The sequence below is a fragment of the Sorangium sp. So ce1036 genome (assembly GCF_051369805.1).
Classification (GTDB): domain Bacteria; phylum Myxococcota_A; class Polyangia; order Polyangiales; family Polyangiaceae; genus Sorangium; species Sorangium cellulosum_F.
Genome location: NZ_JBBMOX010000001.1, coordinates 7,043,970 through 7,058,957, shown reverse-complemented (window position 1 = coordinate 7,058,957; position 14,988 = coordinate 7,043,970). Strand labels below are relative to the sequence as shown.

Below are 14,988 nucleotides of genomic sequence, written 5' to 3'. Positions count from 1 at the left end.
GACAATTCGACCCAGGTGCGACATCGTGTCGCACCTGCGCGCGCATGACCCGCCTGACGCCCACCTCTCGTGCTCGCGGCCGAGCCCTGCCGTCCCGGCGCCCGCTGGCATATCGGTTGCGGACGCCTCCCGGAGGAGGTGCAACCGCCCATGCCGCAGATCGACTCATGGCTCAACTCCACGTCCTGGCAGGAGGTCCCCCGGCGCACGGCCGAGTGGGCCATTCACGCCTTGCCAGCCGTGCTGCTGATCCTGGTCCTCGCGCTCGTGCTGCTCAAGGCGCTCCGTTTCCTGTGCCGGCGCATGGAAGTGTCGTTGATGCGGCGAGCCCGCTGCGGTGACGCGAAGACGGTGCGCGAGATCGAGAAGCACTCGGAGGCGCTGCTCCACCTCTTCCGGACGAGCGGGAGGGTGGTCATCGGCATCACGGTGTCGCTGCTCATCCTCGGTCAGATCGGCGTCGACGTCGCGCCGCTCCTCGTCGCCGTGGGGGTCGCCGGCCTGACCGTCGGCCTCGGGGCGCAGGAGCTCGTCCGCGACGTCATCTCCGGCTTCTTCCTCCTCCTCGAGTGCCACGTCCGGGTCGGGGACGTGGTGATCGTCAACGGCACCGGCGGCCTCGTGGAGCACATCGGCCTCCGCACGCTGACGCTGCGCGACGAGTCCGGGGTGGTCCACATCTTCCAGAACGGGAAGATCGATTCGCTCGCGAACACGACCAGGGAGTGGTCCGCGATGGTGTTCGACGTGGGGGTCGCGACCAGGGAGGACGTCGACAAGGTCATGCGCGTCATGCGCGAGGTGGCGCACGAGCTCCAGGAGGACAGGCGCTACAAGGCGAATATCTTCGAGCCGCCGGAGGTCCTCGGCGTCGAGTCGTTCGATGACCGCGCGGTGATCGTCCGCGCGCGCATCAAGACGCAGCCCGCCGAGCAGTGGCAGATAGGCCGGGAGTACCGCCGGCGCCTCAAGAAGGCGTTCGACGCGCACGGCGTCGAGATGCCGTCCCCGCACCGGCGGCTCTCCTGGGGAGAGGCGAGCCCGCCGGTCAAGGTCAACGTCCGGGCGTCGAGCGGCGTGTCGGACCGCGCCAACGGCGCCCGGATGGACGAGGCCGGCGTCCAGGCCTGACGCCGCCCCGCCCGCGCCCGCGCTCGGTTCCCCGTGGCGGGTCAGTTCACGAACCGGATGTTGTCCATGTAGTAAGGACCCGAGCCCGGGGTCACGTTGAGGTTGAACTGCAGCTTCACGTCGCTCGGCGACGCGTCGAGCGCGCTCACGGTGGCCGCCGGGAGCTGCGGGAACGTGATGGTGGCGAACGTGCCCGGGGTGTGGCCGTTGAGCACGTGGTTGCCGACCCACTGGTTGTCGATGCCGGCGGACGGGATCGAGATCAAGACCTCGATGGTGCCGATCCAGCTCGGGTTCGGCTGGGCCTTCGACACGAAGAGATCGAGCGCGATCTTGTCGCCCACCGGCGTGAGGCCCGCGGTGCTGAAGCTCGGGCCGACGATCGCGTTGAACGCGGTCGGGGTCCGGACCTCCAGCGACGAGATGCCCTCCACCACCCGGCCCGTGTGGACCGCGAGCTGCGCCTGCGGCGAGGTCCACGCGCCCGGCGTCTCGAACCCGAGGATCGGGTCGTTGAGGAGGTACTCCGCCATCACCGTCTTGCGGAACGGGAGGAACACATTGATGAGGGCCGGCGAGATCTTGAAGCGCTCCCCGCTGTTCGGGTCGTTCGCGTCGATCGGCTCCTTCTCCTCGGAGGTGTGGGTGAAGACCAGCGTGGTCGGGAACGGATCGCTCAGGCCGACGTCGAAGGCGTCGTCGATGCCGCCCTCACGGTCCTGGGGCTCGTGGCACCCCGAGCAGGCGAGGGTCTGCGCGCGCGCGACGACCTGGTCCACGGACAGGTTGCCGGCGGTGCCGGACAGATCGCTGCCCATGGCGGTCAGCTTGCTCTCGATGTTGGTCCTCAGGGTCGACGGCCCGGTGCCGAGCGCGTTCAGGTAGTTGTTCTGGAGGGGGATCATCAGGCTCTCGCCCGCGTTGATCGCGTCGGGCAGGGCCTGCGGGTAGGCGAAGCGGTTGATGTCCTCGGCCGCGGCGAGCCTCTCCACCACGTCCGGAAAGACGGCGCTCTGGAAGCTCGTGACCCGCGGATCGCTCGACGCGGCGGGCGAGAAGAGCCTCGCGGCCGGGTTGTCCTTGACGAAGGAGGGGACGATGTCCAGCGCGGGATTGCCGCTGGTGCCGTGCGTGAGCCTGAACTCCCGGAGCGACCAGGCGAGCGGCGGCGTCTGGCCGTTCAGGAACTCGTTGGTCCGGATCTGGCCCTGATCGGGGCCCGGGGCGTGGCCGTAATGGTCGATGTGGACGACCGGCTCGAACCCGGGCAGGCCGTCGAAGTAGAAGGCGAGGAGCTCGCTCGCCCGCGTCGCCGCGCTCTTCGCGGGATCCGACTGGTTCAGCCAGAACTCGACGACCGGGAGGCACGCCGCCCGGCCGAGGCCGGGGCTCGGGTTGGGCAGCCGCGCCTCGAAGATGATGAGGTTCCGCTGCAAGCCGTTCGCCTGCGGGTGGCCGCCCCGCCTCGCGAAGACGATCCGGTACTCCCCGCAATTGGAGCCGTCCGGCGGGGCGAGGTCGAAGCGGTTCGACAGCGTCGTGGCCATGTACGCGTTGTCGGCGTTCGGATCGGCGAACGGATCGCTCGCGGACTCGCTCCCCACGGCGCGCGGGCAGAGGATCGGCCACCCGTTCGTCGAGCCGGTGGGCTGCTCGGCCGGGTTCGAGGAGCCCGGGGGGTGGATATCGGCGGTGCTGGCCGCGACATCGTCGCAGTGCGGGACGTCGCCGAAGACCCCGTCCGCGCCGGTCCGGTGGGTGTCCATGAACCGCTGGAACAGCGTGGTGGGCGAGAGGCCCGTGACGCCCGACTGATCGATGAGCTGCTGGAGCACGTCCTCCAGCTTGAACTCGGACACGATGTCGACGTCGGTGACGATGAGCGACTTCCGCTCATCGATCGAGAACGGCAAGCCGAGCGCCTGGGCGGCCGAGGCGGTATCGCCGTCCACGAGGGCGACCCGCTCGGCGCCCCCCGGCCCGGGCTCCGAGCAGGCGACGGGCAGGGCGGCGAGCGCGAGCAGCGCGGCGTGCCGCGCCCGCCGCCACGCCCCGGCGGGGCCAGACCATGAGCGCACCGGAATGCCAGAACTCGAATGCTGAGAGACCATGAAACCTCCAGGACCTGTGATCACGAAGACGCGCGGAGCCGCGCGGGACGGCGCGCGCACGCGGATGAAGGAGCGGCCGGATCGAGGCGAGCACGGAAGAGCGCCTGGCGCTGCTGCGGGAAACCGGGCCGAGAGGCGGACCGCCATGACGCCAAGGGCGCCAAGAAACCAGGGAAGTAGAAGGGGACCATGGAGGGACAACCCTTCCCCTCTCTTCTTGGCGTCGTTGGCGTCATGGCGGTTCTTCTGCTGATCCGGGGCAACTTCCCGCAGTCGTGCGAGCCGACGTCGATGCGCCGGAGCGAGCGCGCGCACGACCTCGGGGCGTGCTTCGCCGCCCTCGATGCTGCCGCGGCGCGCCCTCATCGATTCATCGCGTTGACGATCCGGCCGCGCCTTGCTCCGCGCCGCGCGGCTACCCCCCTGGATGCCGACGAGCCCGCCGGCCCTTCATGCAATCGTGAGCGCCCGTGTCGTTTTTTTATGGTGCGACGGAGGTGAGCCGGCGCACGCGCTCGGTGTAGGCGGTCGAGGGGAAGCGCTGGAGGAACGCCTCGGCGCGCGCGCGCGCCTCGTCGGCGCGCCCGAGGCGCATGAGCGCCTGGATCGCGATGAGCTCCCGCTCCTCCGCGAGCTGGCCGTTCGGGAACTCGCTCCGGTGCGCGTCCAGCGTCGAGAGGGACGCCTCCGGGGAGTCGGCGAGCGCCGCCCGGGCCTGCTCCAGGCGCCGGGCCTCCCGGAGCAGCTCATCGCCGCTTGGCGCCGCGGTGGTCCCCGGCGGCGCCGCGGGCGCGGCCGGCCGGGCGGCGCGCGCCGCCTCCCGGCGCGGGGCGGGCGCGGCCGCGCGCGGCGCCTCGGCCTCGGGCGCCGGCGCGGCGGGCGGAGGGGCAGCCGGCGCAGGCTCCGTGGGCGGAGGGGCAGCCGGTGCAGGCTCCGCGGGCGGCGCGCCGCCGCGCCCCCTGGCGAGCAGGCCCTCCAGCGGCAGGTGCGCGAGCATCGGCGGCGACGCCGCCGGGACGGCGGCGCTCCGGGCCCCGTCGAGGGCGCCGTGGAGCGCGAGCCCGCCGAGCCCGATGCCGGTCACGAGGAGGAGCCCCTTGGCCCACACCGGCAGCGCGGCCCCGGCGCCCGCGGACGCCTGGAGCGGCGCCACCCGGGCCGCCGTGCGCGCGAGCTCGGCCGGGGTCATCGGCCGGGGGCGCGCGGCGGCGCGGAGGAGCTCACGGGCCCCCTCCGGGGCGCCCCCGCCGTCCTGGTTCCATCGCATCGGATCGCGGCTCATGTTCCCCCTCGACGCGTACGCTCAGCTTCGGTCCTCCGGAGCAGCGCGGCAAACTCTTTCCGCGCGGCGTGCAGCCGCGAGTAGACGGTGCCCACGGGGACGCCGACCAGGCTCGCGATCTCGCTGCACGGCATCTCCTCGATCTCGAACATCACGAACACGGCCCGCCGGTCGAGATCCATCGCCTCGAGGATCTCCTCGAGCTGCACCCTCGCCTGGCTGTGGGAGGTGAGCTCCTCGGGGCCCTTCGCGGAGTCCGGCACGTCGTCCACCACCTCGCCGAGCCGCTCGCGCCGCGCGTACGCGCGCCGGCGGTGCGCGGCGGCGACGCGCCGGCAGATGGCGAAGAGCCAGGTCGTGATCGGGCAGGCCCAGTCGAACGCGGGGAGCCGCCGCTGGACGACGATGAAGACGTCCTGGAACGCGTCCTCGAGGTCCGGGTGCCGGATGCCGAACCGTTGCAAGGTCGCCCAGACGAAGCCGCCGTGCTCGGCGTGTAAAGCGGTGAGGTCGCTGGGCGGTCGCCTGACGTGGCCCAGCACCTCCGGTTGCAAGCATTGCTCCACGGAGGGGTGAATGCCGGTGTCCGGGGGATCCTTCATCGAAAGGTGACGCCGAGGCCCCCGAAGACCGTGCCCGCGACGGCCGGCTGCTCGAAGGCCGCCGGGAGGTCGCCCTGGACGCGGAAGCTGTACCGCGTCGCGGGGACGAGCAGGTCGACCCCGGCCTCGACCCGGAGCGGCCCGACGACGCGGACGGCGAGGCGCGGGCCCGCCGCGGCGCTGAGCCACGGCCGCGCGCCCGGGGTCGTGGGGACGACCCTGGGCTCGTCGAGATCCTCGAAGATCACGGCATGGATGCTCCCGGCGACGAGCCGGCCGCACACGCCGAGCGCCACCGCGCGGCTGCGGATCGCCTCGACGCACGCGCCGAGCCAGCCCGCCGTGATGCCGAAGGCGAACGTCGGGTCGTCCGCGCGCAGCTCCGGCAGCCACAGCGCGCCCGTGGACAGCGTCCAGCGTGGCAGGAACGACCACTCGGCCGACAGGGCAGCGCCGGGCGCGGGCGCGGGGAGGAGGCCGAGGGCGGCGAGCCCGCGCCAGGCGACCGAGAGCGAGGGGGGCGGAGGGGGTTCGGCCGGCGACGGCCGGGGCGGGGGCTCCGCGGGCCACGGGAACGGCGGCTCCGCGGGCCGGGAGATGGCCGCCGGCGCAGGCGCAGGCGCAGGCGCAGGCGCAGGCCGGGGTGGGGGTTCCGGGTCGGCGGCCGGCGCCGGAGGGGGCTCGGAGAGGTCGGCCTCGGGATCGATCGCGAGGGCGATGAGCAGCGTCGCCGCGGCGGCGATCGGCTCGCACGTCATGGCGCTGTCGGTGAGCTTGCGGACGGCGGGCGGGGCGCCGTCGCAGCCCTCGGTCCGGATCTGGGCCGACCACGCGCCGGGCCGCCCCTGCACCACGGCCTCGATGGAGGGGCCCTCGCCCGTCGCGCCGAGCTCCCGCCGCAGCCGCCGCGAGACCTCGGCGCGGACCTGCGCGGCCGCGGGACACTGCGCCTCGGCGCCCTCCAGGCGCACCCACGACACGTCCGCGGCCCCGCCGTCGCACGCCGCGCGCGCCGCGGCGGGCGCGAGCGCGACGCTCGCGCAGAGGCCCGCGCCGAGCGCGCGCGCCGCCGGCGCGCTCACCAGCGCTCCCGCTCGCCCGCGGAGCGCGGGCCGGGGCTCGTTGTGGGCGATAGGGCGAGTTCGTGGGAAGCGGGGCGCCATGAGGGGAGAATCGTTGGATCCGTTTCCAATGCGAGGACGGTGTATAGCCGTCCAGCGCGCAAAGTCACACCCGTTCAACGGAGCGGCGACGCGGCGCCGGGCGCGTGGGATGCGCGCCGGCGATGACGAGTCCCGCGCCGCGCGCGCCTCGAGCTCCGTCCGGTCTCGGCGACCACGGGGGGCGCGCCGCGCGTCGACCGCGGGCGCGCGCTGCGTTCGACGAGGCGCCGCTCGGGCGGCGCGCCGCGGGCGCGCGATGTCCACTCTCCGCGGCGCAAACATCGCTCGGCGCGGGGCCAGCCTCGGAGACAGGCTGATCCGGACATAACGAGTTGATGTTCGCGCCGCGCGCGCTCTCCACCGCTCATCCACCGCGCGTGGCGCCGAGTGACGGTGAAGAGGGCATGTCTCCTGCGCTTGAATGTGAGCTGGACAGCGCATTGGCCGACGGGCAATACTCGATCCATGCACGCGGGGGACGTCGTCGGGGGGAGATTCGTGCTCCTGGAACTCGCTGGCTCGGGCGGGATGGGGGAGGTGTTCCGGGCGCAGGATCGGGTCACCGGCGACACGGTCGCCCTCAAGGTGGTGCTGGGGGGACACGGGCTGGAGACGCGGTTCGAGCGGGAAGCGCAGCTCCTGTCGGAGCTCTCGCACCCCGGTATCGTGCGGTACGTGGCGCACGGCAGGACGCCCTCGGGCAGGTCGTATCTCGCCATGGAGTGGCTCGAAGGCGAGGACCTCTCGCGGCGCCTCCAGCGCGGCCGGCTCACCATCGAAGAGACGCTGGCGCTCGGCGCGAGCGCCGCCGAGGCGCTCGCCGTGGCCCACGCCCACGGCGTCGTTCACCGCGATCTCAAGCCGGGCAACCTGTTCCTCGTCGACGGGAAGATTGACCAGGTGAAGATCCTCGATTTCGGGATCGCGCGGCGGCTCGACGCGACCCCCATGACCCTGACCGGGGTCGCCCTCGGGACGCCCGCCTACATGGCGCCGGAGCAGGCGCGCGTCGGCCACGGCGCCCTCACGCCGCGCGCCGACGTGTTCTCCCTCGGCTGCGTGCTCTTCGAGTGCCTCGCGGGCGCGCCCGCGTTCGCCGGCGAGAACCTCCCCGCCATCCTCGCGAAGATCCTCTTCGGGGAGGTCCCGGCGGTGCGCTCGCTCCGCCCCGACGTCCCGCCCGAGCTCGACGCGATCGTCCACCTGATGCTCGCGAAGGAGCCGGAGGAGCGCCTCGGCGACGGCGCGACCGTCACCGTCATCCTGAACGCGCTGCGCGCCCGCGGCGGCGCGCTCGCGCGGAGGGCCGAGCCGGCGCGGATCGAGGCGCTGACCTCCGGCGAGCAGCGGCTGCTCTCCGTGCTGCTCGTGGGGAAAGCGCCCCTGTCCGAGGTCGAGACCGCGGCGCTCGAGCTGACCCTGCCGGCGGGCGTGGAGGCGCAGCTCAGGGACGTCGTGCTGGCCCACGGCGGGCACATGGAGGCGCTCGCCGACGGCTCCGCGGTGATCGCCATCGTCGCGAGCCGCGGCGCGACCGACCAGGCGGCGGACGCGGCGCGCTGCGCGCTGGCGCTCCGGGAGCTCGTCCCGGGCCGGCCCATGGCGCTCTCGACGGGCCGCGCGCACGTGATGGGGCCGCTGCCGATGGGGGAGGCGATCGACCGGGCCGCGCGGCTGCTCGGCGCGTGCGCGGCGGGGCGGACCGCCGGGCGGCCCCCCGGCGCGCGCCCGCCGCCGATCGCGATCGACGACGTGACGGCGCGGCTGCTCGGCGCGCGGTTCGACGTGTCGGGCGAGGGCGAGCGGCGCGCGCTCCACGGCGAGCGCCACCTCCCGGAGAGCGCGCAGACGCTGCTCGGGAAGGCGATCGCGTGCGTCGGGCGGGACCGCGAGCTGCTCACGCTGAGGACGATCTTCGCCGAGTGCGTCGAGATGCCGGTCGCCCGCGCCGTGCTCGTGACGGCGCCCGCGGGCATCGGCAAGTCCAGGATCGCGCGCGAGTTCACGCGCGCGCTCGGCGAGCACGACGGGCCGGTCGAGGTGTGGACGAGCTCCGGCGACTCGCTGCGGGTGGGCTCCGCGTTCGGGATGCTCGGCCAGGCGATCCGGAGCGCGTGCGGCATCCAGGACGGCGAGGCGAGGGCGACGCGGAAGCAGAAGCTGCTCGCGCGGATCGCGCGGCACGTCCCGGGCCCGGACCGGGAGCGCGTCGCCATGTTCCTCGGGGAGATCGCCGGCGCCCAGTTCTCCGGCGACGAGAGCGCGCTCCTGCGCGCGGCCCGCGAGGACGTCGAGACCATGGGCAAGCAGATGCTCCGGGCGTGGGAGGACTTCCTCGTCGCCGAGACGTCGGCCCACCCCGTGGTGCTCGTGCTCGAGGACCTGCACTGGGGCGATCTGCCGACCGTGCGCTTCGTGGACGCGGCGCTGGGCGCGCTCAGGGAGCAGCCGCTCATGGTGCTCGGGCTGGCGCGGCCGGAGGTCCACGATCTGTTCCCGGGGCTCTGGACGGGCCGCGCGCTGCACGTGATCCACCTGACCGGGCTGCCGCGGAAGGCGTGCGAGCGGCTGGTCCGCCACGCGCTCGGCGAGGGCGTGGACGCGGCCACGGTGGCGCGCCTCGTGGCGCACGCCGACGGGCACGCGTTCTATCTCGAGGAGCTGATCCGCGCCGTGGCCGAGGGGAAGGGGGACGTCCTGCCGGAGACGGTGCTGGCGATGGTCCAGGCGCGGCTCGCCGCGCTCGACGGCGAGGCGCGCAAGGTGCTGCGCGCGGCGAGCGTGTTCGGCGACGTCTTCTGGCGCGGCGGCGTCACGGCGCTGCTCGGCAGCGCGCCGCCGTGGGCCGGCGCGCCGGACGTCCTCTCGACGCTGGTCGACCGGGAGGTGATCGTCCGCCGCAAGGAGAGCCGGTTCCCCGGCGACGAGGAGTTCATGTTCCGGCACGCGCTCCTGCGCGAGGGGGCGTACGAGATGCTCACGGAGACCGATCGCGTGCTCGGGCACCGGCTCGCCGCGGCGTTCCTGGAGCAGAACGGCGAGGGCGACCCCACGATGCTGGCGGAGCACTACGAGCGAGGGAAGGACCTGGCGCGCGCCGGCAGCTTCTACCTGAGCGCCGCCGAGCAGGCGCTGCGGGGGAGCGATCACGACGCGGCGCTCGCGCGCGCCCGGCGGGGCCTCGAGTGCGGCGTCCCGGACGCGGTCCGCCTGAGCCTGCTCGGCGTGCTCTCGGAGGCCCACGCGTGGCGCAACGAGTGGGACTGCGCCTCGCTCTACCTCGAGGAGGCCTCGCGCCTGCTGACGCCGGGGAGCATCCCCTGGGTGAGGATGGTGCCGGCGAAGATCACGGTGGACATCCACCTCGGCAGGCCCGAGGAGCTCACCGCGACGGTGCGCGCCATGCAGGCGGTCGAGCTGGCGACGGAGGCGGTCGGCTCGGCGGCGTTCGCGCTCGCGGCGGGGAGCTACTACGTCCACCAGATGGGCGAGCTCGCGCTCGGCGAGGCGCTGATCCAGCGGATCGGCCAGGTCGTGGAGCCGGTGGCGGAGCGAGAGCCGGTGGCGCGGGGGTGGATGCAGGTGGCGCGCGCGTTCTACGAGGCGTGGAAGGACGGCGACCCGTGGGCGGGGCTGCGCGCGGCCGAGGCGGCGCGCGCGAGCTTCCAGCAGGCGGGCTTCTGGCGCGGCGCGGTCATCTCGCAGGTGGCGATCGGGATGAACGCCCGGTCGCTCGGCGATCTCCGCCGGGCCGAGCGCGAGCTGCGCGGCACGGTGCCCGCGGGGGAGGAGCTCGGGCCGGTGTCGTGGCTCCGGACGTTCCTGCTCATCGAGGCGCAGCTCGACCGCGGGGCGCTGGACGCGGCGCGCGCGGAGGCGGCGAGGATGCTGGAGTCGGGCCGGAGGCGGCGCAACCCGCTGCAGCAGGGCTGCGCGCGCTGGGCGCTCGCGAGCGCGCTCTTGCGCGAGGGGGACGCGCTGGCCGCGGAGCGCGAGGCGCGGGCCGCGGTCGATCTGCTCGCGTTCCTGCCGGTGGAGCAGATGGGGGCGAAGGCGCTGCTCGCGTCGATCCTGCTCGCCGCGGGCCGCGCGGGCGAGGCGCTCGCCACGGCGGAGGAGGTCGCGTCGGTCCGCGCGGGGTGGAGCGCGCCGGGCTACAAGAGCACCTTCGCGCGCCTCGTCCACGCCGAGGCGCTCGACGCGGCCGGCGATCGGAGGGCCGCGGCCGCGGTCCTCCGGGGCGAGCGCGACAGGCTGCTCGCGCGGGCCGAGCGGCTCGCCCCGGCGCTCCGCGAGCGCTTCCTCGGCGACGTCCCCGAGAACGCGCGGGTGCTCGAGCTCTCGCGGCGGTGGCTGCGCGCCGCGGGCTGAGCCGGGCGGCGTGAGGCCCGTGAAAGCGCCGAAGGCCGCCAGCTCCCGCCGGCGGCCTTCGCGTGCGCGCTTCCGCGGCGCTGGATCAGGCGCCCTCGCGCGCGAGCACCGGGGCCGGCGCCGGGACGCTGGACGGCGTGGGCGCCTGCACGGCGGCGTGCGCGCCGCCCTCGCCGAGCGAGTACGCCTCCTCGCCGTGGAGCGCGCCGTCGAGCCCCTCGTCCTCGACCTCCTCGTCGACCCGGAACCCGATGACCGCGCCGATCCCCTTCACGAGCACGAAGGTGACCACCCCCGCGTAAGCCGCCGCCGCCACGGCCGCGATCACCTGCTCGACGAACAGCGCCGTGTTGCCCGCGAGCAGGCCGTCCTGGCCGGCGGGGTTCCACACCTTCGAGGCGAACACGCCGGTGAGCAGCGCGCCGAGGAGCCCGCCCACGCCGTGGATGCCGAACGCGTCCAGGCTGTCGTCGTAACCGAGCTTGCCCTTCAGCATCACGGCGCCGTAGCACACCGCGCCCGCCGCGAGCCCGATGACCATCGCCCCCATCGGCCCCACGAAGCCCGCGGCCGGCGTGATGGCGACCAGGCCCGCGACGAGCCCCGACGCCACGCCGAGGAGCGACGGCTTGCCGTAGCGCACCGCCTCGATGAGCGCCCAGGCGAGCGCGCCGAGCGCGGCCGCGATGTGCGTGTTCACGAACGCCACGGCCGCGAGCCCGTTCGCGGCCAGCGCCGAGCCCGCGTTGAAGCCGAACCAGCCGAACCACAGGAGGCCCGCGCCGAGCAGGGTCATGGTGAGGTTGTGCGGCACGATCTTGCGCGCCGGGTACCCCTTGCGCTTGCCGACCAGGATCGCCACGACCAGCGCGCTCGCGCCCGAGGCGAGGTGCACGACGGTGCCGCCGGCGAAGTCGAGCGCGCCGCGCGCGCCGAGCCAGCCGCCCGGCCCCCACACCCAGTGACAGACCGGGCTGTAGACCGCGAGCGACCAGAGCAGCGTGAACACGACATACGACGAGAACTTGATGCGCTCCGCGTAGGCGCCCGAGATGAGCGCCGGCGTGATGATCGCGAACATCATCTGGAACGCCATGAACAGGATGTGAGGCACCGTGGTCCCGCTGCGGGGGTCGGTGCCGACGCCGTTCAGGAAGGCGTGATCGAGGCCGCCGATGAACCCGCCCCTGGACTCGGCGAACGCCATCGAATAGCCGAGCGTCACCCACGCCAGGGTCACGAGCCCCATGGCGAAAAAGCTGTGCATGAACGTGCTGAGCGTGTTCTTCGTTCGGACCATCCCCCCGTAGAACAGGGCGAGCGCTGGCGTCATCAGCAGGACCAAGGCCGATGAGACCAGGAGCCAGGTGGTGTCCGAGGCGTTGATTTCGTTCACTGGTGGCCTCCTCGACGGCGAAGGTAAGAGGAGGAACTTTTCCGGAATGTTTCGTCGGTATTTACTTCACGGGCGCACGAAACATGCCGTCGCGACGCGGCGAGTCAGCGCGCGGGCGCCGCGGCCGCCGGCGCGCGGGGCGGGCCGGCGGTTTCAGCGGGTCGACGGTTATTTTCGTCCGGCGACATGCCGTCGCGCGCGCGGTCACCGCCACTCGGGGTAGAGGGCTTTGCCGGTCTCGAGGAGGCTCTTCATGCCCGACAGGATGGCGGGCCACCCGTTGCTGATGGCCGGGAACACCTTGCTGCCCTCGTCGAACTCGTCGTGGGTGAGGGTGAGCTTCACGTGCGGGCCGAAGAGGGCGAGCTCGAACGTGACGCGCGACGGGCGCTCGCTCCGGTTCACGCCGAAGGTGTAGGCGAGGCGCTTCGGCGGGTCGACCTCGAGGATCTCGCCTTGCCAGTCGCTCTCGCCGTTCTCCTGGATGTGCCGCACGACCGAGCCGGGCTTCCAGTCCGACTCGATGGTCCTGCCACCCCAGTACTGCCGGGTGAACTCTCCGCTGGTCAGCGCCTCCCACACCTTCTCCGGCGTCGAGGCGATGTACATCACGTAAACGAACTCGGGCTTACTCATCGCTGTTTCCCTCCAGCGTGCGCTTCAGCGCCTCGAGCGCCCGCACGCGGTGGCGCTCGTACTTGCCGATCCATCGCTCGTAGATCTCGCCGATCGGCGCCGGGTTCAGGTAGTGGAGCTTCTCCCGGCCCTGCCAGACGACGACGACGAGGTTCGCGTCCTCGAGCACGGCCAGGTGCTTGCTCACCGCCTGGCGCGTCATGTCCAGCCCCTCGCAGAGCTGTCCGAGGGTCTGACCGTTCTCCGCGTGGAGCCGATCGAGCAGCTTCCTGCGGCTCCGGTCGGCGAGCGCCTTGAAGACCTTGTCCATCGAGCCGGCGCTCACGTCCGCATTATGCAACCATATGGTTGCATGTCAAGGCAGCGATCGGGCTCGACCCTCCTCCACGCACGGCGTCAGGTCCGAGGAGAGGGAGGGCGACTCGGCACGACCTTCTCTTCGTGCAGCCCGAGCCCACCCACCCGCGACGACGCCCTTAACCGCGCCCGCTCGCCAGCACGCTCTCCCGCACGCGATCCAGCGCCGCCCGCACCTCCGGCTCCCGGTCGAGCTCCGCCGGCGTCGCGGTCAGCCGGAGCGTCCAGTTCTCCGGCCCCACCGTCCCCGGCGTGTTGACCCGGTCGCGGGTCGCGAGCACGTCCTGGAGGAGCAGCAGCACGAGCTCGCTCTTCGCCCCGTGGATGAGATCGAGCAGCGCCCGGTGCGTCTCCCTCGTGAACGTCGGCCCGAGCTCGTGCCGCCGCGGCGCGAGCTCGGGCAGGTCGAGGACCCCGGAGCGCTCCCGCTCGTCCCGCGACTCCCACCACACCACCACCGAGTCGGTGTCGTGCGTCCCGAAGCACGCGACCGACCGCTCCGGGTACTCCGCCGGATCACGGAACACCACGTCGTCCTTCTCCCAGATCAGCACCTTGTAGCCCGGCACCCCGAGCTCCGTGAGCGACGCCCGCACCCACGGCGGCACCGCGCCGAGATCCTCGGCCACGAGCTGCGCCCCCGTCTCCGCCGCCCCCTCGAGCATCGCCCGCATCACGCGCGGGCCGTGCTCGCGCTGCGCCGCCTCCTCCGGCGGATCGAACATCGCCCGCGGCCGCTCGCCCCCCTGGCCCCCGCGCTCCGTGAACATGTACGTCCGGTAGAAGCCGACCAGGTGATCGATCCGGAACCGGTCGTAGAGCAGGCCCGTGTAGCGGCAGCGCCGCCGCAGCCACGCAAAGTCGTTCTCCCGCATCCGGTCCCAGTAGTACGGCGGGAGCCCCCAGTTCTGCCCCTCCGTGTTGAACTGGTCGGGCGGCGCGCCCACCGACATGTCGTGCCGGAACTCGCCCTGGTGCGCCCAGACGTCGGCGCTGTCGCGCGCCACCATGAACGGGAGATCGCCCATGATCTCGATCCCCTTGCCCCGCAGATCCGCGCGCGCCGCCTCCCACTGCGCGTGCGCGAGCCACTGCACGTACTCGTAATACAGGACGTCCCGCGCGCGCTCGCGCCGCAGCCTTTGGAGCGCCTCCGGGGCGCGGTGCCGGATCTCCTCGGGCCACGCCCACCACGCGGCGCCGCCGAACCCGTCCTTGAACGCGCGGTACTGCGCGTAGTCGGGCAGCCAGTCGGCCTGCCGCGCCACGAACGCCGCGAGCTCGGCCGCGCGCGGCGTCTGCTTCGCGTGGTGCTCCCGCTCGAACCGGTCGAAGGCGAAGCGGAGCGCCCGCTGCTTCACGCGGCGGACGAGATCGTACTCGACGCGCCCGCTCCTCCGCGCGCGCTCCAGCGTCCCGAGCTCGTCGCCGAGCGCCTCGGCGAGCTGCTCCGCCGGGAGCTCCGGCACGGCCGAGATCGAGATGTACATCGGATCGATCCCGAAGGCGGAGAGCGCCATGTACGGCGACGTCTCGCCGCCCGAGATCTCGCCGAGCGGCAGGAGCTGCACGAGGCGGAGCCCCGCGGTCCGCATCCACGCGGCGAACTCGGGGAGATCGCCGATCTCGCCGATGCCCCACGAGCGCTCGCTGCGCAGCGAGAACAGCGGCACCGTCACGCCGGAGATGCGACGGCGCGCGCCGGAGGGAGAGGACGGGCTCGTGATCGAGCCCTGGGACTGGCTTTCGGCAGGGGAGGAAGACATCGGTCTCTTGGCTTGGCTCCAGGCGTTCGAGGGCGGAGTCTATCGCGGGTCGCGCGGCTTCGCGATGATCCTTCCGCGGCGCCGCGACCCCGCGCCGCCGCGACCGCGCAGCGCCGCGACCCCGCGCCGCCTCGTCCGCGCGCCGCCTCGTCGCGGGCTCCGCGCGGCGCCAG

10 protein-coding genes are annotated in these 14,988 nt (G+C 73.4%); 2 read left to right on the top strand and 8 right to left on the bottom strand.

What is annotated here, in order from left to right; all coding sequences use genetic code 11:
• Positions 1-150 precede the first annotated feature (150 nt).
• Positions 151-1,131: a mechanosensitive ion channel family protein gene (locus WMF31_RS26395; protein ID WP_436604591.1), complete on the top strand. Its 981-nt coding sequence runs from the start codon at positions 151-153 to the stop codon at positions 1,129-1,131.
• 41 nt (positions 1,132-1,172) lie between these two features.
• Here the strand turns inward: WMF31_RS26395 and WMF31_RS26390 are convergent, their stop codons facing one another.
• The 4 genes from WMF31_RS26390 to WMF31_RS26375 form a co-directional block, all read right to left on the bottom strand.
• Entirely contained in the window at positions 1,173-3,209 is a 2,037-nt protein-coding gene (locus WMF31_RS26390; RefSeq protein WP_436604590.1) for a hypothetical protein, read from the bottom strand.
• Positions 3,210-3,723: 514 nt separating this feature from the next.
• Positions 3,724-4,524 carry a hypothetical protein gene (locus WMF31_RS26385; RefSeq protein WP_436604589.1) on the bottom strand — a complete coding sequence of 267 codons (801 nt, stop codon included), beginning with the start codon at positions 4,522-4,524 and terminating at the stop codon, positions 3,724-3,726.
• Positions 4,521-5,126, bottom strand: a complete 606-nt coding sequence (locus tag WMF31_RS26380; protein ID WP_436604588.1) for an RNA polymerase sigma factor — start codon at positions 5,124-5,126, stop codon at positions 4,521-4,523. Before WMF31_RS26380 ends, WMF31_RS26385 begins: the two co-directional genes overlap by 4 nt.
• On the bottom strand, positions 5,123-6,208 hold the full coding sequence (locus WMF31_RS26375; RefSeq protein ID WP_436604587.1) for a hypothetical protein: 1,086 nt from the start codon (positions 6,206-6,208) through the stop codon (positions 5,123-5,125). Before WMF31_RS26375 ends, WMF31_RS26380 begins: the two co-directional genes overlap by 4 nt.
• A gap of 546 nt (positions 6,209-6,754) precedes the next feature.
• Here WMF31_RS26375 and WMF31_RS26370 point away from each other — a divergent pair.
• Positions 6,755-10,660, top strand: coding sequence for a protein kinase domain-containing protein (locus WMF31_RS26370; protein ID WP_436604586.1), 3,906 nt, complete (start codon positions 6,755-6,757; stop codon positions 10,658-10,660).
• An 85-nt stretch (positions 10,661-10,745) separates the two neighbouring features.
• Here WMF31_RS26370 and WMF31_RS26365 read toward each other — a convergent pair whose 3' ends face one another.
• From WMF31_RS26365 to WMF31_RS26350, 4 genes are all read right to left on the bottom strand, one after another.
• Positions 10,746-12,056, bottom strand: a complete 1,311-nt coding sequence (locus WMF31_RS26365) for an ammonium transporter (protein ID WP_436604585.1) — start codon at positions 12,054-12,056, stop codon at positions 10,746-10,748.
• A gap of 204 nt (positions 12,057-12,260) precedes the next feature.
• The gene (locus WMF31_RS26360; RefSeq protein WP_129346901.1) at positions 12,261-12,692 is read right to left on the bottom strand and encodes an SRPBCC family protein; all 432 of its coding nucleotides are present in this window, start codon (positions 12,690-12,692) and stop codon (positions 12,261-12,263) included.
• On the bottom strand, positions 12,685-13,002 hold the full coding sequence (locus WMF31_RS26355; RefSeq protein ID WP_436606603.1) for an ArsR/SmtB family transcription factor: 318 nt from the start codon (positions 13,000-13,002) through the stop codon (positions 12,685-12,687). Before WMF31_RS26355 ends, WMF31_RS26360 begins: the two co-directional genes overlap by 8 nt.
• Before the next feature lie 166 nt (positions 13,003-13,168).
• Entirely contained in the window at positions 13,169-14,815 is a 1,647-nt protein-coding gene (locus tag WMF31_RS26350; protein ID WP_436604584.1) for a 4-alpha-glucanotransferase, read from the bottom strand.
• Positions 14,816-14,988: the final 173 nt, after the last annotated feature.